Annotated in this window: 13 protein-coding genes and 2 tRNA genes; 8 read left to right on the top strand and 7 right to left on the bottom strand. The window is 56.7% G+C overall.

Annotation, left to right across the window (positions count from 1 at the left end):
- The first annotated feature begins 4 nt into the window (after nt 1-4).
- From K0B87_00925 to K0B87_00900, 6 genes are all read left to right on the top strand, one after another.
- Complete coding sequence (locus K0B87_00925) at nt 5-613, top strand: methyltransferase (protein MBW6513309.1); 609 nt, start codon at nt 5-7, stop codon at nt 611-613.
- Nucleotides 610-1,464: a hypothetical protein gene (locus K0B87_00920; protein MBW6513308.1), complete on the top strand. Its 855-nt coding sequence runs from the start codon at nt 610-612 to the stop codon at nt 1,462-1,464. The genes K0B87_00925 and K0B87_00920 overlap by 4 nt, the downstream gene beginning before the upstream one ends.
- Nucleotides 1,448-2,014, top strand: a complete 567-nt coding sequence (gene pgsA, locus K0B87_00915; protein MBW6513307.1) for a CDP-diacylglycerol--glycerol-3-phosphate 3-phosphatidyltransferase — start codon at nt 1,448-1,450, stop codon at nt 2,012-2,014. Before K0B87_00920 ends, pgsA begins: the two co-directional genes overlap by 17 nt.
- Nucleotides 2,011-3,078 carry a DUF4837 family protein gene (locus tag K0B87_00910; protein ID MBW6513306.1) on the top strand — a complete coding sequence of 356 codons (1,068 nt, stop codon included), beginning with the start codon at nt 2,011-2,013 and terminating at the stop codon, nt 3,076-3,078. Before pgsA ends, K0B87_00910 begins: the two co-directional genes overlap by 4 nt.
- Nucleotides 3,079-3,086: 8 nt before the next feature.
- Nucleotides 3,087-4,811, top strand: coding sequence for a hypothetical protein (locus K0B87_00905; protein ID MBW6513305.1), 1,725 nt, complete (start codon nt 3,087-3,089; stop codon nt 4,809-4,811).
- 461 nt (nt 4,812-5,272) lie between these two features.
- Nucleotides 5,273-7,798 (top strand): choice-of-anchor J domain-containing protein, encoded by a 2,526-nt coding sequence (locus K0B87_00900; GenBank protein MBW6513304.1) that lies wholly within the window; start codon nt 5,273-5,275, stop codon nt 7,796-7,798.
- A 43-nt stretch (nt 7,799-7,841) separates the two neighbouring features.
- Here K0B87_00900 and K0B87_00895 read toward each other — a convergent pair whose 3' ends face one another.
- The 7 genes from K0B87_00895 to K0B87_00865 form a co-directional block, all read right to left on the bottom strand.
- On the bottom strand, nt 7,842-10,712 hold the full coding sequence (locus K0B87_00895; protein MBW6513303.1) for a hypothetical protein: 2,871 nt from the start codon (nt 10,710-10,712) through the stop codon (nt 7,842-7,844).
- 106 nt (nt 10,713-10,818) lie between these two features.
- Nucleotides 10,819-11,436, bottom strand: a complete 618-nt coding sequence (locus K0B87_00890; GenBank protein MBW6513302.1) for a hypothetical protein — start codon at nt 11,434-11,436, stop codon at nt 10,819-10,821.
- Between the two features lie 11 nt (nt 11,437-11,447).
- The gene (locus tag K0B87_00885; GenBank protein MBW6513301.1) at nt 11,448-12,626 is read right to left on the bottom strand and encodes a hypothetical protein; all 1,179 of its coding nucleotides are present in this window, start codon (nt 12,624-12,626) and stop codon (nt 11,448-11,450) included.
- A gap of 13 nt (nt 12,627-12,639) precedes the next feature.
- The gene (locus K0B87_00880) at nt 12,640-13,266 is read right to left on the bottom strand and encodes a hypothetical protein (GenBank protein ID MBW6513300.1); all 627 of its coding nucleotides are present in this window, start codon (nt 13,264-13,266) and stop codon (nt 12,640-12,642) included.
- A 12-nt stretch (nt 13,267-13,278) separates the two neighbouring features.
- Nucleotides 13,279-16,320, bottom strand: a complete 3,042-nt coding sequence (locus tag K0B87_00875) for a hypothetical protein (GenBank protein MBW6513299.1) — start codon at nt 16,318-16,320, stop codon at nt 13,279-13,281.
- Between the two features lie 439 nt (nt 16,321-16,759).
- Nucleotides 16,760-16,836: transfer RNA gene (locus tag K0B87_00870), tRNA-Val, on the bottom strand.
- Between the two features lie 12 nt (nt 16,837-16,848).
- Nucleotides 16,849-16,926 (bottom strand) — tRNA-Val (locus tag K0B87_00865).
- 190 nt (nt 16,927-17,116) lie between these two features.
- On the opposite strand from K0B87_00865, the gene K0B87_00860 reads away from it, so the two are divergent.
- Both K0B87_00860 and K0B87_00855 read left to right on the top strand, forming a co-directional pair.
- A complete protein-coding gene (locus K0B87_00860; protein MBW6513298.1) occupies nt 17,117-17,443 on the top strand; it encodes a hypothetical protein in 327 nt (108 codons plus the stop codon).
- 50 nt (nt 17,444-17,493) lie between these two features.
- The gene (locus K0B87_00855) at nt 17,494-20,052 is read left to right on the top strand and encodes a M6 family metalloprotease domain-containing protein (protein MBW6513297.1); all 2,559 of its coding nucleotides are present in this window, start codon (nt 17,494-17,496) and stop codon (nt 20,050-20,052) included.
- Nucleotides 20,053-20,054: the final 2 nt, after the last annotated feature.

Here is a 20,054-nt window from a genome sequence, read left to right as displayed (position 1 = left end):
GCGCGTGGACCTCGATGGGGAGGGGCTTTACATTCTGCAGGACGCTGCCTCGCAAGCGGTTAGTCATGCCTCCGACTCCCTGCGCAAAGCCGCCCTGGCCCTCAGGGACGAGCAACAACTGCGGGTCCTCGAACTGGGGAGCGGTTGCGGGATCGTGAGCATCATGCTGGCTCTGGCCCGTCCCGGATGGGAGATCGAAGCGCTGGAGATCCAGCCCGAACTTCACGCTCTGGCTTGCGAGAATGCTTCACGCCTTGGCCTGCAGATCCAGTTTCTGCTTTCCGACCTGCGCCAGTACAGCTCTGATGAGCCCTATAGCCTGATCGTCTCCAACCCTCCCTGGCAAAAAACAGGCAGCGGCAGGTACAGCCCGCTCCAGAGCAGAAATGTCAGCCGCTTTGAACTGGAATGCGCCCTCCAGGATGTTCTGGATTGCGTGCGGCGCAACCTGGCCCCGGAAGGCGACGCGCTGCTGCTTTATCCGGCCTCGCGGGCCGAAGATATCCGGGTCGCGGCGGCCAAGACTTTGCTTGACATAATTTCGCTCTCTCCGGCTGCTGGTCTCAAAAGACATCTTATCTGCCATATCCGGCATAAAGGACAAGCAAGATGAATTCACGCTTTACGGTGATCCTGATCCTGATCACGGCCGCTCTGCTGGCCTGGACATACATCCACCACCAATATCAGGAAAGCCGGCAATTCCGCCTGCAGCAGCTTTCCGGGCTGCCGGTCTACGTCTACATGGACAACGCCATCGCCATGGACAGCCTGGCCATCGAGCTGCACGTCAATGTGGCGGAGATAGATTCCCTGGCCAAGGAATCAGGGCGCGAAGCGGCGGAGGCCCTGCTGCGGGAATACGAACTGGGCATCGAGCCCAATACCCTCCGCGATTACCGCTTTCCCAACGTCATGACGCTGTTTTTCAAAGCCTCCGGGGCTTCCTTTGCTGCACGGGAGCAGGTTTTGGAACTGCTCAGGGAACGCGGGGTCCCGGAAGCCGATATCGACAGCCAGGCTGCCGCCTGGGGCCTCGTCAAAACCGAGATCGACCACCTGACCAGGCGCTGGAGCAATTCCACCCTGTTCACCGCCCTGGTCTTTTTCCTGATGTTCCTCTTTGCCCGGCTCTATCTTTTCCTGGCCCAGGCCCTCACTCCGCGGGACATGCGGGCCACCATCCTCGAATCCATCCGCAAAAGCGAGCTGAAGAAGTGGCAATCCATAAAGCTGCTGATGATACCCTTCCTGGTCAATGTCCTTGGCTATCTGGCCCTGGCGGCCCTGGGTTTGCTGAAGCCCCTTGTGGACTGGACCTTTTTCCTGGTCCAATTCATCTCGGTCCTGGCAGCCAGCGTCATCGCCATTTTGCTGGACAACACGCGCGAGCCGGGAGTTTCAGGATCAGGCCCCTCCATAACCGTCACCGTGCCCGGAAAGAGCGATGCGCTGGATTCCTAACGCCCTCACCATCCTGCGGGTCCTGCTGATCCCGGTTTTCGTCTGGCTGATCTTTGTTTCGGAAGTGCAAAACCACGTGGCCTGGGCTTTGCTGGTTTTCGCGGTCTGCGCGGTCACGGATTTCCTGGATGGCTGGCTGGCCCGCAAATGGAAGGTCATCAGCGATTTCGGCAAGATCGCCGATCCCCTGGCGGACAAGCTGGTGGTCCTTTCCGCCCTGGCCGCCCTCACCTGGTTGGAGCCCTACCGGCTGTTTCTGCCCATCTTCATCGCCATCGCCCTGCGGGAAGTGGTGATCACCGTTTTGCGCGAAGTATACAAGAAGAGGGGGATCATCCTGCCGGCGGACACTCTGGGCAAGTGGAAAACTTTCCTGCAAATGACCGGGATCATCCTTGCTTTCGCCCTCTGGGCCTGGCTTCCGGCTGTTCCCCGGTACTGCGTAACCGCGGCAAACATCTGGTTTGGACTGGTCGCCCTGCTTACCTTGTATAGTGGGCTGAATTATTTCAAGCCGCCCCAACAACCTGTTTTGAAGGAGGAAAAATGAAACTCACGGTCCTTCTGCTGGCAGCCGCGCTGCTCCTGGTCCTGGCCTCTTGCGGCAAGGATTCAGGCGAAGCCAACCATTATACAAGGTATGACAACCTGATCGACGGCTCCAAGCCGGTCGCCTATGGTGAGGACAGGGATGTCTTCATCTTCGCCGGCGCACGGAATCAGGCGCAGGTGGCTTCCATCCTCGATTCCACGCTCTCCCGCGAGGTCACGCTCACGGTCCCGGAGCGCTATTTCAATCCCGTCTCCATCGATTTCAAGGAGTTTGACACCTACCTCAACTACAAAAACCTGGTCTTCTGCGGAACTTTGGACGGCGCGGACGAGGTTTCGGCCCAGATGCTCCGGACCCTGGCCCCCAATCTGATCGATTCGGCAAAGGAAAGCGGGGCGGAGCTCTTTGTGATCAACAACCAACATGTGCGCGACCAGCTCATCCTCTATCTCCTGGCCGCGGACGCGCCATCCCTGGAAAGTCTGGCCCGACAGCGAGCGGACCAGATCTTCGGCTATTTCCGGGAGCGCTATGAAAAGCGCCTCGGCTACCAAGCCTACAGGCTTTCCGTCTATGCCGCCAGTTTTTTTGAGGACTGGCCTTTCACCCTCCAGGTGCCTGTGAATTTCCGGCCTTTCAGGGAAGACAAGGCCGGCGGCTTCCTTTCCTTCATCTACCAGCCCGCGACCCCCAGCCGCAGCATTCCGGACAAGTATGTCTCGGTCCACCATCAAGCCATGGCGGAAAACACCATCGACGCGGACTGGCTGTACGCCAAACGACAGGAACTGGGAGCCAGATACTACAACGGGGACGAGATCTACAAATACCAGGCTGAAGAGGCCAGGATCGCCGGCCAGGACGGACTGCGCATCTACGGGCATTGGATCAACAAGAGCCTGGGCGGGGGTGTCGGCGGCGCTTTCCAGACCTACGCTTTCTGGCATGAAATCTCGCAGACGGCCTACGTGGTGGACAGCATCGTCTATTTTCCTGATGGGGAAAAGCTTCCCAGCCTGCTGGAACTGGGCATGATCTCCCAATCCCTGCAAATCAAGTGAGCATTGCCTTGCCCAGGATCATCCCCATTTGCCTGCTCTGCCTGGCCCTGGGGGCCTGCGCGAGCCGCAGAGCCCAAACCGGAACGGAACTCCAAGCTGATCCCTCCCGCCCCAATTACGGCTCGATCTACTACTACGTCGTGGCCTCCTATCTGCGCTCGCAGAACAACTATTCAGCCGCGGACGCCCTCTACCGCAGGGCCTTGGACAGCGATCCGCGCAGCCATCGGCTCAAGAAACAGGTCCTGCTCAACGCGATCAATCTGCATCAGGCAGGAGGGATCGAAACTGAAGAACTGCGCGGCCTGATCGATGAATATTCACGCGAGTTCGCTTTTGATGAGGAACTCCTCTACGCCTGCTTCGAATTCTTTGAGCGGGAAGCCGATGCGGACGCCCTGCAGAAAACGATCCAGGAGATACAAAACCGCTTCCCCAGCGCCCGGGCCAGCATTCAGCGCTTCATCTTTGAGCTCAGATACAAAAACAACACGGAACTCAGGCATCTGGACCAAGCGCTGCAAATGGCGCACAACGATCCCCAGACGCTCTATCTGCTGGCCAGCATCTATATGTTTTACGACCAGGACAAGGAACGCCAGGCCCTGCGCCGGCTCCATGAGATCGCCCCTTCGGACGATTCGCACAAGTTGCTGCGGGACCACATCGTCCGCGCCAATGACCCGGACCTGGCCAGGGATTATCTCTCCAGCCTGGAATACCCGGCGGATAGGGAATACATGCTGATGTTCGCCGATTCCAGCATCGCCCCGGACCGCTATGGGCTGCTGGCTCAGCTGGCGCCTTTGATCCTGCCAACCCGGGACCTCGATCTGCTCAATATGCTGGGCCTTTCCGCCATGCTCAGCCAGCGCGGGGACGTTTTGGACGCCCTGGGCGGGCTTCTGCCTGGCCTGGAAGCCCCGGACCGCGACAAGCAATACCTTCGCACCATGCTGATCGCCCGATCCCTCAAAGCCGGCGACAGCTACGCTCTGGACCCCTGGATGGATCAGCTCTTTGAAGCATCCTCCTTCGACGACATCCTGGCCCATTACAATTTTGCCGTGACCTCAGACATCGCCGCAGATTGGAGAACCCCGGACCACGCGACCCTGGAAGCCTTCAAACGGCAGATCACGCTGCGGCTCTCAGACGGCCCCCCTTCGCGATATCTGACCGCGATCGCCAGCGCCGTGCAGGACAGTACCAATAAAAGCTTCGTGGATGCCCGGCACGATCTGTTGCTCTGGCTGAAACAGCGCCACGGGCTGTCCGAGGGGGATTATGAGTTTCTCCTCCAGTATTATTACAACCAGGGCAGGACGGCGGAGCGCAGGTCCCTGCTCGCGGAGGCGCAGGAAGAATATCCGGAAAATGCCTTGTTCAACAACGATCTGGGCTATTCGCTGCTCCTCGAGGGCGCCGACCCGGAAAAGGCCGCGGCCCTGATCCGTCGAGCGCTCGCGGTCGAACCGGTAAACCCCTACTATCTGGACAGCCTGGCCTGGTACCACTATCTGATCGGCGAATACGAGCTGGCCCTGGATCTCACCGCCATTCCACAGGAAATGGAGAACGTTCCGGCAGAGATCGCCTGGCACATCGGCGCCATTTATCTTAAACTGGGGGATTCCGCCAACGCCCGGATCTGGCTGGAAAAATGCGTCGAGTCCGGAGACGATCCGGAACATGCGGCCAAGGCAAAGGAAGCCCTCAAACAGCTCCCCTAACCTATTCCAATTCCATGGCAAGCGGCAAGATAAGGCACATTGCCCATATTTATATTCATCCAACCATGTTAATCCCCATCCAGATAATTATTTAGGCTTATCACACCCCCATGGCTCCCCTTATCATTACGGTGTCATTACGGACTCATTACGGACAAAGTCCGTAATGAGTCCGTAATAACACCGTATTGATCAAGGGGGAGATGGATTATCCTGCAGGGAAATAATTCTTGACAAGATAGTTGTCTGCTCAGAACATCAACACGAGCGGCAGCAACGATCAGGCTGAGCCTGGAATCCCTGTTTTAAAAAGGGTATTCTTGGTGCCGCCGGTCCAGGTTTCCGGTTTATATAGCAAAAACCCAGTGAAGTGAAGGCCGGTTCAGTTCCGGCTGAATGGATCCCCGGGCGAGATCGGGCCGGGACAAAGATGCAAAAGCCATAAACAAAGGAGACACCTTATGAGAACCATTGCCTGCATTTTCATTCTGACAGCGCTGCTCGGCTTTGCCCACGCGTCTGAGCACACCGCAATTGTGAACCTCTCCCGGGATCCGGTTACGGTTTTCCCCTATCAGATTGGTTTTGATGGACCGGCATTTCCTCCGGATGGCTGGACAAATGTGCATACCGCGGGTCAGGGCGAACCGGGGACCTGGGATCGCCAGACAGCTGGTACAAATCCGGATTGCCTTCCCCAAAGCGGAGCCGGAATGGCCAGATACAACAGCGCCGAACTGCTGATCGGCAACCGGGCTGAGCTGATCTCCCCACCCCTGGCGGTGGCGGAAAACACGGTTTACCAAGCCAGTTTCTGGATCTACCGGAATGCCGCGTATCCGAACAACTACGACTTTATCAAGCTGTATCTGAACGATTCACCCACTTCCGTGGGCGGCGAAATCCTGCTGAACGTTTTCCGGCATTACACTCTGCCCCCGGAAGAGGTTGTTCCCAACCAATGGTATGAATACACAGTGTTTTTTGGGGCCGAAACTTTCAGTTCTCCGCTCTACCTGGTGTTCGAGGCATACAGCGGAAACGGCACCAGCACGGGAAGCAACCTCTATCTGGACGAGATCAGCATCGGGCTGGCCGTGCAGCCCTCCATAACCTTGAACCTCAGCAACTGGAATTTCGGCAATGTGATGCTGGGGCAGGCGGCGACGCAACAATTCACCCTCAGCAACCAGGGAACGGGTCCGGGCATGGTTTTCAGCCTGAACGCCAGCGGCACCGGTTTCAGCATCAGCGATGATCCCACGCCGGTTTTGCTCCTGCCGGGGGGATCGGTCAGTTTCACGATTCAGTTCGCTCCCGTCTATTACAGGGCGGAGTTTGGATTTGCCGTCTATACCTATGAATACGGCTACAGCGGCCAGACCGCGGAGGCGGATGTGCAATTGACGGGGACAGGGTATTTTCCCGCGATCAATACCTTTCCCTGGAGCGAGGATTTCGAAGGCGGAGTTTTTCCCCCGCCCGGCTGGACATATTACGACATGGACGGAGTTGGAACTTCCTGGGAGGCCAGCACAGCCCAAAACCATACTCCGGGCGGAACCACTTCAGCACTCCATGCCGCCAGTGATGAGGCCCCCGAGATAGATGGAGGGCAGAGAGGCTGGCTGGTTTCGCCTCCCATCTCCATGCCCTCCATGGGTAACAGCATCCTGGCCCTCAGTTTCTGGTCCCTGAACGTAAATCCCGCCAATTACCAAAGCAACAGCATCTGGGTGTCCACCGGCTCGCCCGATCCGCAAATAGGCCCGTATCAGCAGTTTGAATCGGTGGAATACGTGGCAGACGAATGGATCAACAATCAATATTTCACGCTTTGGCTCTATGAATATCAGACCATCCATATCGCCTTCAGGTATGGAGGCTACGCCGCGGACGACTGGTATCTGGACGATGTGAGCGTGTTCGCGCCTGATCTTTTGGCTCCCGAGATCACCCATCTGCCACTGATCAACAGTCCCCGGGACGATATCGCGTATCGTGTCTGGGCTGAGATCGAGGATGATCCTGAATTCAACAACCCCATAGCTGATGCCCGGATTAGCTATTCCGTTAATGGAGGCGGATTCACAGATATTGTGATGGCCAATGCCGGCGGCAACAGTTTTTACGCCGATATTCCCCCGCAGCCGCTGAATTCTTCCCTGGAGTACTTGATCCAGGCCAGTGACGATCAAAACAACATCATGGCGCGGGGACCCTGGTTCTTCACGGTTGAGGATCCCGTCTGGCTGAGATATGATTCCGGCTATGTTACGAACTACTTGCAGTCATACGCGTCCTGGGGCGCGGCCAACTACTTTGAAAATCCGTTCTATGGAACCGATGTTCCCCTGGCTGTGCATGCGGTGGACGGCAATGTGATTTATCCGGAGCCGGCCACGCTGAAGATCTATTCCTTCAACCAAATGACGAACATGCAGCTGCTTTTCTCTCAGCAGGTCTATCTGCAGGGAACTACCACCATCGACCTCTCCAGCTACAACCTCTCCGTCAACGACCAGTATCTTTTGGTGGGCTTTTTCGATCTCGCCCCCGGAGGGAATTTTGGCATAAATGAGGAGTACAATTACGGCAGGTCGTTGCAATACTTTGGTGATCAATACCAACCACTGGACATGGGGGCTTGGGGCATTGGAGCCCAGGTGGGAGCAGGTACGCTGACCCTGGAAGCCCCTCTGGTCAGCATCCAGGTCAACAGCAGCGGCAACCTGATTCTATCCTGGAATCAGGTTCCGGGAGCCAACAGCTATCGGATCTATGCCTCGGCAGATCCCTTTGCTCCGGAACCCTGGGAGCTCTTTTGGATCACGGACCAGACCATGTTCGTCTACACTTGGGATGAAACGGCCTGGTTTTTCAAAGTGGCAGCCAACAGCTCAACTCCGCGCAGGGATGAGGCCTGGCTTATCGACCTGTTCCCCAAGCCGGCCAGCAGCCGAAAGGAGGAAGCGCCAGGCTTCTGAGCAACGTCCTCAGGTCTCGCCTGGAAAAGCCTGGAAACTCCGCCTATTCGAAAGGCAGGAAGTTCAGCAGAGTGTTCAGGCCCAGGGTGGAGAGCACAGTTCCCACCAGCACGGAGATCACGATCAGGATCTTGAAATAGTCCTGCGCCTTGAGCATGCTCACCAGTTCGATGTTGCGGGAAAGATAGGCCGAGGCGGCGTAAAACTCCTCCCCGATGAGGGTGTAGTCGCAAGTGGTGATGAAAAAGGGGATCTGGGTGATGGCGTCTGAGGCGGCGATCTGGATGGCTCCGCTCTGGTTTCCGGTTTCGGTCATGAGCAGCGCTTCAGCGTAGAAATAGCCCATGTAGAAGATCGTGGCCACTCGGTCGCGCACCGTGATGCCGTTCACCGCGGCGCAGAAGGCGAACTGGGTGTCCGAAACGAAGAAGATGTCGTTGTTGTTATAGGCGTCCGGGCGTCCCATTTCGTTGTAGGCGGATTGGACCATTTCCTGGGCCAGCGGCACCACGAAGTAGTCCACGTGGGGAGAGATCAGCCGGATGTCATATGCCGCGGTCTTTTTGGCGATCTGGTTGAGGATCATCATCGCGGAAATGGTGCAGGGCTCGCCCAAAGTGCCCCAGCCAGGCACAAACATCACGGGACGTCCCATTTCCGTGGCGCGTCCAACGGCGTTGTCGAGCTCCTCCAAACCCGCGATGGGGCGGATATACAGGTCCTTGCGCCGGGCCACGGTGAGGGCGTAGACCACCATCAGGCCCATCAGGATGGAGGCGATCAGGGTGGCGAGCTTGGTTTTGTCGAACCACTCTCCACGGGGATAATGCCATTCCTCCTCTTGGGAAGCGGCCGCGTCGGCTCCAGGCAGGTCGGATTCATCGCTCCAGAGGCCGCGTCCGTTGGTCGCGAGCAGTTGATAGGCATAGGAGCGGGAATTTTTGTCCAATTCCTGCCTCAGGACCCTGCGCCAGGCCCGGTCTCCATTGGCTTGGGCGGCTTTCTGATAGGCGGGGTTGGAAAGGATGAGATCCAGTTCCGCCTGCTTGGCCTTCAGGTTTTGGGCAGCTTCGGAAAGGCTGTCGCCAGTGGCGGTTTCCGCGCCCAGGGTTGCGATCCCGGCCCGCAGTTCATCCAGATAGGCGGCAAAATCCTGTTTGTAAAAAGAGGGCGAGAAGCTTACGAAGTTCTCGTTGTCCTGGGCCACTTGGAAATGGTGGTCGGTCAGGAGCAGTCCGGTCTGGGGGTCGTATTTGAGGATGGCGGGATATTCGGTCGCGGGGAAGGGGATGGTATGGTCATAGAGACGGGAAAGCGCTCCGATGCGCATTCCGGGGCTGAAATTGGCGCTCAGCTTGTTTTTGCTGAAGATATCGTAATAGAAGCTGTTGAGGACCTGGCCTCCGAGGCTGACGTCGCCGCCATTGAAACGAAAGGCCGTGGGGTCGTAGATGATGTCCTGGCTGATGTACTCAGAGCTGATCTGCCTTTCTCCCAGCTTCCTGGCATAGACGCGGACTGAGAAATCCTCGCCTGTCTTTGTGCCGGGGGGCAGCTTGAAGTGGATGATTTTGTCCGGATAGTTTTCCTTCACCCTGCCCAGGCTGTTCCCCTGGCGGTCAAAGAACTCGAACCTGAGGCGGTCGATCTCCTCATGGCCGTTTCCGGAGATCTCATAGTTGATGCGCATCCTGGTTTTGGCCTTGTTCGTGTAGCTGGCCATGGTTACGAAAGCGAAGGAGCGGCCGAAAGAGATCAACATATTGTCGCCCTTGTCGTTGGGCTTGTCCAGAACGCTGTAATCCGGCAAGCGGGGAAGCTGGGCGGATGCATGGATACTCAGCTGCTCGCCGAGGGAAGCGGTCTGTAATGCCTCTTCTCTGGAGCCGTCCTCAGAAACCCAATAATCCTCGTAAGTGAGTACGGGAATGTAGTTTTGCAGTTCTTCCGGGCTTGGGATCTTGATCCCGGCTGTGTTGAGGTCGACCTTGTCATAGAAGACCTGGGACCAGTAGGGTGGATACATGCTGTGGAGCAGTATGGAGCCGCTCTGCCAGTTGGCGTGGAAAACGCTGTCCGGGGCGGAGGCATTGGCTTTCTGATCGGCCCGGAACTGAGGTAGCATGCTTTTGGGCATCAGCCAGGCCTGCCAGCCTGAAATGTCACTGCTTTCCAGGGGCGGGGTCCATTCGAAGCGGAATTCGTTTGTATCACTGATGTAGGTGGTGTAAAGCACAGCCGTGGAATCCGGACGATTGTTTACTGGCGTGGCTGGAAGCACTTGGGTGGCTGGAAGAAAACCTCCGGTCTCGGTTACGGGGACCACGCAGTAATAATAGGTGTGGCCGGCCTTGGGGTTGGCATAGATATTGTTGAAGCGGGTGAGCTCGTATCCCGCGTAAACTTCAGGACCTTCCCCGCCCTGGATCTCCACCCGGCTGGAGCTGTTGAAATACTTGGAGGTGTTGATGTCCCCAAGCACGTCATAATGGGGCAGAAGCTGGCCCAGCACCTTGGCATCGCGGGGCACGGCTTTGAAAAGTGTGCCGCTGGCGGTTTGGTGCTTTTCCTGTTTCAGCTTTCCTGGAGCTGTTTCGAACTCGATCAGCGTGAGATAATCCTTGTCGTAGAAATTGAGCCAGTCGCTGGCCACCCCAACCGTGGGATCGATCTCTATTTTGGCCAGGAAAAACAGGCTGTCCGGCCTGTGTCCGCGATAAATGTTGTATTGGATAATGCGTTGGGAGCGGTCCAGAGGTTTCCAGGTCAGCATCACTCCGGTCCCGTCGTCAAAAGGCATGTCGGCGGCCGCGAAGGAAGCGATCCTGCTTTGCCCCACATCCCTGCGGGCGCAGCCGGCCAGGAGCATTAGAACCAATAGCAGCAGCGCCGTGAGTGCGTAGAATCTATTCATCAGTCAATCCTGAGGATCATGAACTCATATTTTTTTTTAAAAACCCGCAAAGAACTGTGGGGAAACTCATGCAAGTTTCCCCACACTTGATTCCATATCTGTGTGCTTAGCCGAAAATGGCTTGTTTGAGCATGATGAAGACGTCGTTGACCAGGAACTGGATCCTCCCGATCAGCAAAGAGATACGCGCCATCACGGTGAGTCCGAAGGAAGCTCCGAAGCCCACCATCATGTACCATTTGCCCACATCGACAAATTTCCCGTAAAGCCCAGTGTGCGCTTTGGAAAAGAAGAAATAGAGCAGCACGGCGATCGTTCCGAGGAAGATCAGAGCCAGGTTTACGTTTTCGATGGGCACCATGGCCTGGCGCATCTGCACCAGGATGATGTTGTGCATGGCGAGGGCGACCGAGGCACCCACGGCCATCATGGAAAAGGCGATGGGATAGCGCGACAGCCAGCTCAGCTTGCGTGTGAAACGCAGCAGGTAGAACATACCGATGATGCTGGGTATGATCAGGATCCATTCATGGCGCAGGAAGATCGGCTGGTAGAAATAGGGGATGAACACGCGTTCGTAGGTCAGCACCAGCGAATATCCCAAAGAAATACCCACCAGAAGCTGTTCAGACATCTGATAGAAGGGATTGTCCTTGTAAAGGAAGGAGAAGATGCAGAGGGTGAAGAAGGCACCCACGAGATTACTGAAGAGTTCGAATGACATTGTTTCCTCCCTTATTTCCTGGCCGTTCTGGCTTTCTGGATGAAGTAGCCGATGTTACCGATGATGATGAACACGATGATCATGATATGGGCCACCGACTGTGCGTTCATGCCGATGCGGGCGACCTTGAATTTATAGAGGGTGTTGCGGGTCATGCGGTTCAGATCGGCCCAGGCGTCACGTTCAAAGTCATCCGCATTGAGCTTGCTCACATCGATGACGATCTTGCCATTTTCCCTGGTCTGGGCGGCGATCATTCTGGCCTGGTCCTCGGGAGAGTGTTTGGCCAGAAAGTCCTTGAATTCAGCTTCGCTGAAGCTGGCCTTGGTTTGGGTGGTGATCTTGATCAGGTCCTGGACCTCGGGCTTGACCAGCACGTCCTTGCTGAAGGCCCTGCCGGGAACGATCTTTTCGCCATTCAGACTCTGTGTGAAGAGTCTGTCTCCCGGAGCGCGATAGGCTGCAAAGACCTCCACCAGTTTCTCGTATTCCGCGGCACCTTTCAGCCCTGCCAGCATGCCGATGAACTGTCCGGTCTGCAGATAGGGGTATTGGTCGGCTGCCATGACGGCGGTGACGCCTACGGCGATGTTGGTGCCGAATTTGGGCCGCGCGTAGGTGAGCCAGTAGCCGCCGGCGATGGAGCCGGAGAATTCGATCACCAGGTTCATCTCGTTGTAGTTGTTGATGCCTTTCATGATGGGCAGGTTTTCTGTTTTCCTGCCCTCTGCGTCGGTGGGCACGGCGGTGGAGATGTTATCTCCCATGCCGATAACCGTGGGCATGGCCAGCGCGATGGGGATATAGCCGAAATTGCAGTAGTCCGTTCCGGACTTGATGTTTGGATATTCCTCTTTCACGGAGTTGACGGCCATGTCGATGATGGGCGCGCCGGTGGGAAGGAAGGACAGCAGGAAGACCTTGACGTTGCGCTCGAAGCAGTGCCGGAGGATGGCGATCTGCATCGGATAGAGCTCTGGCATTGTCGAAGCGTCGTGATAGAAGCTCATCAGGATGGCCCTGTCTTCCCTTCCGGCAAAGGAATCTATCATCTGATAAACGTTTTCCGTGGAGGCGGAGGTCACGTTATCCGAATTATAGGGTATCAGCAACGGAATGATGATGGCCAGGGCGACCACGATGTAGATCCATCTGCGGTCAAGCCTTTGCAGGCGTTCGAAGAAATTCATTCTCTCTGCCATGTCAATCACCTCCCAGGTAGGAGCGTTCAATTCCCAGCATGATCTTCAGGGTGGTGGCAACGCTGCCGAGCCCCACTCCCAGCATGATCCCGCGTTTGGAAGCCAGGTTGGGCACGTCCAGGATCCACTGCGAAATGGTGGGCAGATGTCTGCTGATCTTCACACCCAGGGGCACTTGGGCCAGCATAACTACAATGGCAGCGACGAGCAGCACCGTAGCTTCAGGAGATCTGGCCCGGAAAGCTTTGTATGCGGCCGAGGCCATGTAGAAAGCGAGCAGGGAAAACATCGTGGCGCTCATGGGCATCTGCATGTTCTCAAAAAGCCACATGTAGAGCCCGCCTTTCTGCGTCCCGCCGATGAATCCCGCCAGCGAGGTGGCGATGAACCCGGCAAAGAAGAAGAAACTGTATTGCCATTTGGGGGCTCTGCGTTTGATCTTGCTATAGTGCATCATGGACAGGCTCATCACGCCCAGCAGCATTCCGAAAGGCGCCATGGCACGTATCCAGGGAACGAAGAATTCATAGTAGAACACATCTGCCAGGTATCTGTGGGGAATGAAAACCCAGCCGAGCCAGATAACTCCGCCCACGATCACGATTAATAAAGGTATTGTCTTCTTCATGTAAGACCTCTTCTATTTTAAGGGGAAAAGTTGCATTAAGCCGGTGACTTGGAAAGTCGCCAAGATCGCCCCGACAATTACCAGGACGAGGATCAGGAACTTGAAGTAATCCTGTGCCTTCAGGGTTCCCAAAAGCATCGGTTCTCGGTTCAGATAGGCGGAGGCGGCGTAGAGCTCTTCTCCGATCAGGGTATAGTCGCAGGTGGTGATGAAGAACGGGATCTGCGTGATGGCGTCCGAACCGGCGATCTGAACGGCGCCGACGGCGTTTCCGGTCTCCGTCATGAGCAATGCCTCGGCGGCGAAATAGCCCATGAAGAAGTTGGTGGCCATCCTTTCGCGGATCATGATACCGTTCACACCCGCCACATAGGCGAATTGGACCGAGGTGAGGTAGAAAACGTTGTTCTTGTCGAAGCTGTCCGGACGTCCCACCGCGTAATGGGCCTCGCGCACGATCTCCTGGGCGATGGGCATCACGATGTAGTCGTAGCAGGGAACGATCAGCTTGGTGTCATATTCCGCCGCTTTGCGGGCCACCAGTCCCAGGATGCCCATGGAGGCCAGCGTTGCCACGTCGGATAGCCCGCCGTTGCCCATGCAGTATAGCATCGGACGTCCCATTTCCGTGGCGCGGCCGATGGCGTTGTCGATCTCCTGCAAACCGGCTATGGGGCGCATGTACAGGTTCTTGCCCCGTTTGGCCAGGTTTACGAATACCACCACGGCGCCGCCGAAGATGAGCACGGCAAAGAGGGTGAGCAGCTTGTTCCAGTCGAACCAGTTGGAGATCGGCGCGTAATAATTGTAGGAGCCGTCTGCCTGGATGTCCGGATCGGATTCCGTGAACAGGCCGCGGCCGTTTGTTTTCACCACCATGTAGGTGTGCTGGCGGATTTCGGGTTCGCGGATGGATGTCACAAAGCGCATTCTGTTCCGGTTGGAATTGAATTCCAGGGAATGGGCGAAATGCTCGTTGTCGGCATGGATCTGGAGCTTTTTCTCCTGGGCTTCGATGTCCCCGCGCAGGGCCTCGATCTCGGCCTGCAGACCGGCTTCCGTGCCAGGAGCGGCCAGGCTTAGGGCGCCCAGCTTTGCTTCCAGCTCCTCCTTGCCTTTGGCCAGGTCTTCATTCATCTTGTCCAGCTTCTTTTTCGCTTCGTCGATGAAGATGCTGGTGCTGAGCAGGGTCTTGTTTTCCTTGTCATAGGTGAAATCGATGTCTGAGGATACCAGGGCCAGGTTTCCGATCTTCTCTCCAGGTTCCAGCTTGCGGGAGTGGCGCTCGCCGTTCACGTAGGAATGGAGCATCCCGTCCTTCACGAAGTTGAATCCGGCCACCACTTGCCCCACGCTGGAGATGTAGGGGATCGTCACATCCAGGTTGTTTTCGTAGGAGGTGTTCTTTTTGACCAAAGTGAAAGAGCTGCCGCGGTAGCTTTTGCGATAGATCGCGTTCAGGATCGGGGAAACGTCAACCCCATTGAGCAAAAGTTCCCGGGTGGGCATGTAGGCCATCATTCCGGCATCCGGCTTCAGATACTGGATCAGCTCATAATTCTCCACCAGCCTGGACTTGCCCCAACTTAGGCGGCCGGTTCTGGGATGCAGGGTATAAGGCTTGGTGGCTATCGTGATCTTCACCATCAAGCTATCCGTGGGCAGGGTCTCCCGGTCGCGCAATGAATACTGCTCCGGGATCTTGACCTTGATGATGTTGTCCTGGTAAAATTCGTTGACCTTGGCAAAAGGTTCAGATTGTCCGGGCTCAAAGAACTCGAAATAGATGTTTCCGATCCTTTGGGCATCGGTTTTGTTCACCTGGTAGTTGATCTGCAGGGTCGTGCCCTTTTTGGTCTGAGTGGTCGTTTTGGTCAGGGTCACGATCGGCTCTTCCCAGGTCACTGTGATGCGATCGCCCTTGTCCATGGCCTTGTCTTCCACCCAGAAATCTTCCTTCTTGGGCAGATCGGCGCTGGTTTTGCGGACCGGAGTGCTCAGAATGCTCAAAGGCGAGGGCGCGGGAGATCCATAATCCTGGAAGCGGATGGCATATCGGGAATTGACAGCCGCGTCCCAGCTCAGCCCGGCAGGATGGCCCTGCAGGTCGGCTTCGCTGACCACGCTGTAATTCTTCAAAGCTCCTCCGCCGACGGGGCCTTGCGTGAGCATGATGCCCCGGTTGGCCAGAATTGTCTCCCGCTCCGGATCGCTCATGTTGTTCCAGAGGGTATCCGATATTGCCGGCAGCATGTAGATGCTGTAAGCCGCGATATCAGAAAAGTTCAGGGGATAGTCCCATTCAAAGTTCAGGTTGCGCGTGTCCTCGATCGCAGCGCTGTATAGGCCGGGCGATCTTTCCGGACTGTCATCGATGGGATAGCCGCTCGCGGGTTCCGCGATGCCCAGATACTGGTTGCGCTCGTTTACCGGCACCACGGTATAGTAATAATGGATGGGCTCTTCGCCCGGGGCGGCGCTTTTCAATGAGGCCAGCAGGGTCTGCTGGTTGAATCTCAAGCCCGCGTAGACGGTCTCGTCTTCCGGATCGGCCGAGCGGGCCTTTTCGGAGCGGTAGTAGTAATACTTGTCCGGGATGGAGGCATAAAGGCTGAATTTCTCGCCCAGCCTGGCCGCCAGCTCCGTATCGCGCGGGACAGCCCGATAGAGGATGCTGCCCTTTTGTCCCTTTTCATTCTTGAGCTTGCCCGGGGAATCGATGTCGATGAGGGTGTTGTAACCGCTGTCGTAATAGTACATCATGTCCGACGCCACGCCGGTCTTGACGTTCACCTGCACCGAGGCCAAAAAGAACAGCGTGTCCGGGTTGACGCCGCGGTAGATGCGGTATTCCTGGATGCGCTGGGCTCTGGGCAGGGGTTTCCAGCTTACGATCAGACCGTCACCCCCGTCATTGGGAATGTCTTCGATCCTGAGGCTTTCCACGACTGTGTTGTTAAGCTTGTCCTGTTCCTGATCGGTCGGTCCGCTACAGCCAAAGGCAAGCAAACCAAGCAACAGCATCAAGCTTAAGAGCCGTATGTATAGCTTCATACGTCTACTCCTGTGCCATTTTAAGTTATTTTTTCCACTGGAATGCATCGACTCAAAACACCCTAAATTGTCAATCCCTTTTTTGTATGGCTTGACGCCGGCAGGCAAAAATCACCCCGGCGGGATAACCGCGCCTGGGTGATATTTGCATTTTTGCCTCTCATGGCTCCCTTTATCATTACGCTATCATTACGGACTCACTACGGACAAAGTCCGTAATGAGTCCGTATTGACACCGTATTGATAAGGGGGGCGACAAAGGTATGTATGCGCCAAGTAGTTGCCCTGCAACCTTATAAGCCATAAAGGTGAGCCAAATGATCAGCTAAGGGGCTAATATCCTGATGATGAGTTACATGCGTCGATGAGGCGAGCGGGATGCTGATCCAGGCTTCAAACGGCGGGAAGAGAAGCGCAGAATTATGAGGGAAGAGTGAGGTGGTGGGTGATACTGGATTCGAACCAGTGACCTCTACGATGTGAACGTAGCGCTCTAACCAGCTGAGCTAATCACCCCGGAAACAAGGGTGGTGGGTGATACTGGACTCGAACCAGTGACCTCTACGATGTCAACGTAGCGCTCTAACCAAGCTGAGCTAATCACCCGTGTGATTGTGCCATCCCAAAAAGCGCCGGAATTTTGTCAATGAAAATCGCAAATCCCTGGGCCTATCCACGTTCGGCCAAGCTTGCGCTGGGTCTTGAGGCCGCCCTGATGGTTCCCGCGCACTTAAAGATTGACAGATATGGCAGGGGCAGAATTGTTTGGCAAAGAACTTTAGCATATGGAGTAGCGATGTCCAGGTTTATAATCATATTTGTGGTGGTCATGATCATCAGCAGGATCTTGAAAAGCGTTCCCCGCACGGGAGGGGAATCCAGCCGACGCGAAATTCCCCGGCCCGGTCAGGATCCGAACCGTCCCGGCCCGGATCAGAACCGCCCCGAACCCCCATTGGAGCAGGCCCCGGTCTGGGACATCTGCCGCAGATGCGGATCCCTGGTGGAAAAAAGGGCAACCCGCTGCCCCAGTTGCGGGAAGGTCCGGAAGACAGGCTGGATCTGGGTGATGATCCTGATCGTGGCCCTGGCCATCGCGATGTTTTGGCTGGCCCTGGTTTAGGATCGGCCAAGCGGAGCAAAAATTGCACGAACAAGCTTGAGTGAGGTAAGATGAAACAATTTTGGATGACGCTTTTATTCCTGCCGCCGTTGTTCCTCTGCGCGGCCAATTTCATAAATCTGCCCACCGCGGTGGAGCAGCCCGACGGATCCGTCCTGGCGTTGCTGGCTTCGGGAGACGAATTTGCCAACCGGCTGCACGACGCGGAGGGTTTTTCCATCATGCAAAGCTCCGCGGACGGATACTACTATTATGCCGTTTTGGCTGGCGGAGAACCGGTTCCCTCGGCCTGGCGGGTCGATGCACATGATCCCCGCGCTCTGGGCCTGGTTCCCGGGATCAACATTTCCCCGGCGGCATACCAGGCGAAGGTGGATTTCATGACTTCCCATGCCCGGAGCGGCTCGCGCGGGCCAAACCTGGGAACGGTCAACAACCTCGTGGTCTATATCAAATTCAGCGACCAGACGGAGTTTGAGGTTTCCCGCGGGGAATACGACGCCAAATTCAACTCCGTGGGCGCGGACGAATATTCACTGCGCAACTATTTCCACCAGGTGAGCTACGACCAGCTGGATTACGTTTCCCACCACTATCCGGTCTGCGCCCCAGAGGTCAATCTTTCCTATACGGACAGCCATCCGCGGGCATATTACATGCCCTACAACGCCGTCACCAATCCCCAGGGCTATCGGGATTACCAGCGCACGGACAGAGAACACATCCTGCTGGCCAACGCCCTCAATGCAATATCCTCGCAGGTCCCGGCCAGCTTGAACATCGACGCGGACAACGACGGCTTCGTGGACAACGTCTGCTTCATCATCCGCGGGCCCCATACCGCCTGGGCCGAACTGCTCTGGGCGCATCGCTGGGCGCTTTACGCCCAGGATGTGTACATCAACGGCAAGATGGTCTGGGATTTCACCTTCCAGCCGGAAAACCAGAACAGCGTGCGCACCCTCTGCCACGAGATGTTCCATTCCGTGGGCGCGCCGGACCTCTACCACTACAATTTTGACGGGCTCACCCCGGCCGGCTGCTGGGACATCATGGAAAGCGGCAACGGGCATATGGGCATGCACATGAAAGCGCGCTACGGCGGCTGGATAAGCCCCATACCCACCATCTCAGAAGGCTTCCATACCCTCAGTCCGGTTACCTCGGCCACCAACAACGCCTATCGCGTACCGCTTTCCGGGACTGAATACCTGGTCCTGGAATACCGCAAGCAGGATTCCGACATTTTTGAGGCAGGCCTGCCCGGCTCCGGACTCCTCATCCACCGGATCAATGAAGCCCAAAACGGAAACGCGCAGGGCCCTCCGGACGAGGTATACGTCTTCCGTCCCCAAGGCGGGCCAGCGAACAACGGCCTGATCGCGCAAGCCGCTTTCAGCCTGGACAGCAGCCGCACGGAATTCAACCAGTTCAGCGACCCCAACTGCTTCCTTGGCTCCGGAAATCCCATTCCCGTGAACATCCACAGCATTTCAGAGGCCGGCGGGACCATCTCTTTCATCCTGGGCCAAAGTTCAGGTCCGCTGCCTCCGCAGATCGGCAACCTGAGCCCCGCGGACGGGGAGATCCTCACTCCCGGCGAACATCAGATCAGCGCGGAGATCACGGCTCCCGGGGATGTTATCGTGTCCGTGGAGTTCAGCCTGGACGGGATGATCCTGGGCCTGCTCTACTCAAGCCCGTATGTGTTGGACATTCCGGATGGCTTCCTCACTCCCGGCCATCACGAGATCAAGGTCCGCGCCACCACGGGCTCCGGCTTGAGCTCAGTCCGGCAAGCCCGGGTCCGGATGGTCGATCCCCAGCAGCCAACTTGGTTCAACTGGTTGAGCGACGCTCCGGTGCACTCCGAATTTGGCCGGGGCGCCGTTCCGATCAAGGCGGCGGTGGATTTCAACCTCGGCGCTGAGGATTTCAATCTCAAAAAAGTGGCTTTCATGCTTTCCGCCGATCCCTGGGGCTTTCCGGCAGTGCCGGGCCTGGTGAATATCAAGGTGAACCGCTTCGCCGAAGGGGCCATAACCAGCCAGACCTTGCTGGATATCGGCGACGTGATGTGCGACCTGGGGCAATGGTTCGAGCTCGACGTGGACAGCGATGTGGTCCTGAACGGGCAGATCGCTGTGATCCTGGACCTCTTTGAGTATCAGATCATCCATTTCGATACCAACGGTGTATGCGGCCACAGCTGGCTTACGGAACCGGACCGGCCCTGGACCGACGCGCTGGGCCGCGGCGTCGTGGGAGCCGCGGTTATCGAGGTCCAACTCCAATCACCCTATGTTTCCAATCCAGAGGACACAGTTCCGGCCGCCATCAGCGGTTTGAAGCAATACCCCAATCCATTCAGCGCTAAAACCACTCTCAGCTTTGAGCTTCGATCGGCACAGCCTGTCCGGATCAGCATCTATAACCTCCGGGGGCAGAAAGTGGCAGAACTGATCGATTCCAACCTGCCCGCGGGAAGCCACAGCTTGGAATGGGACGGGCGCAACCGGTCCGGCCGTGAAGCCGGGGCCGGGATCTATCTGTGCCGGCTCAAAGCTGGCGCAGAGACGTTTTATCGCCGGATGGCGATAGTCAAATGAAG

Origin of the sequence: Candidatus Syntrophosphaera sp. (genome assembly GCA_019429425.1) — a bacterium.
Classification (GTDB): domain Bacteria; phylum Cloacimonadota; class Cloacimonadia; order Cloacimonadales; family Cloacimonadaceae; genus Syntrophosphaera.
The sequence above is the reverse complement of the archived record's forward strand: the minus strand, read 5'-3'. Positions and strand labels throughout refer to the sequence as shown.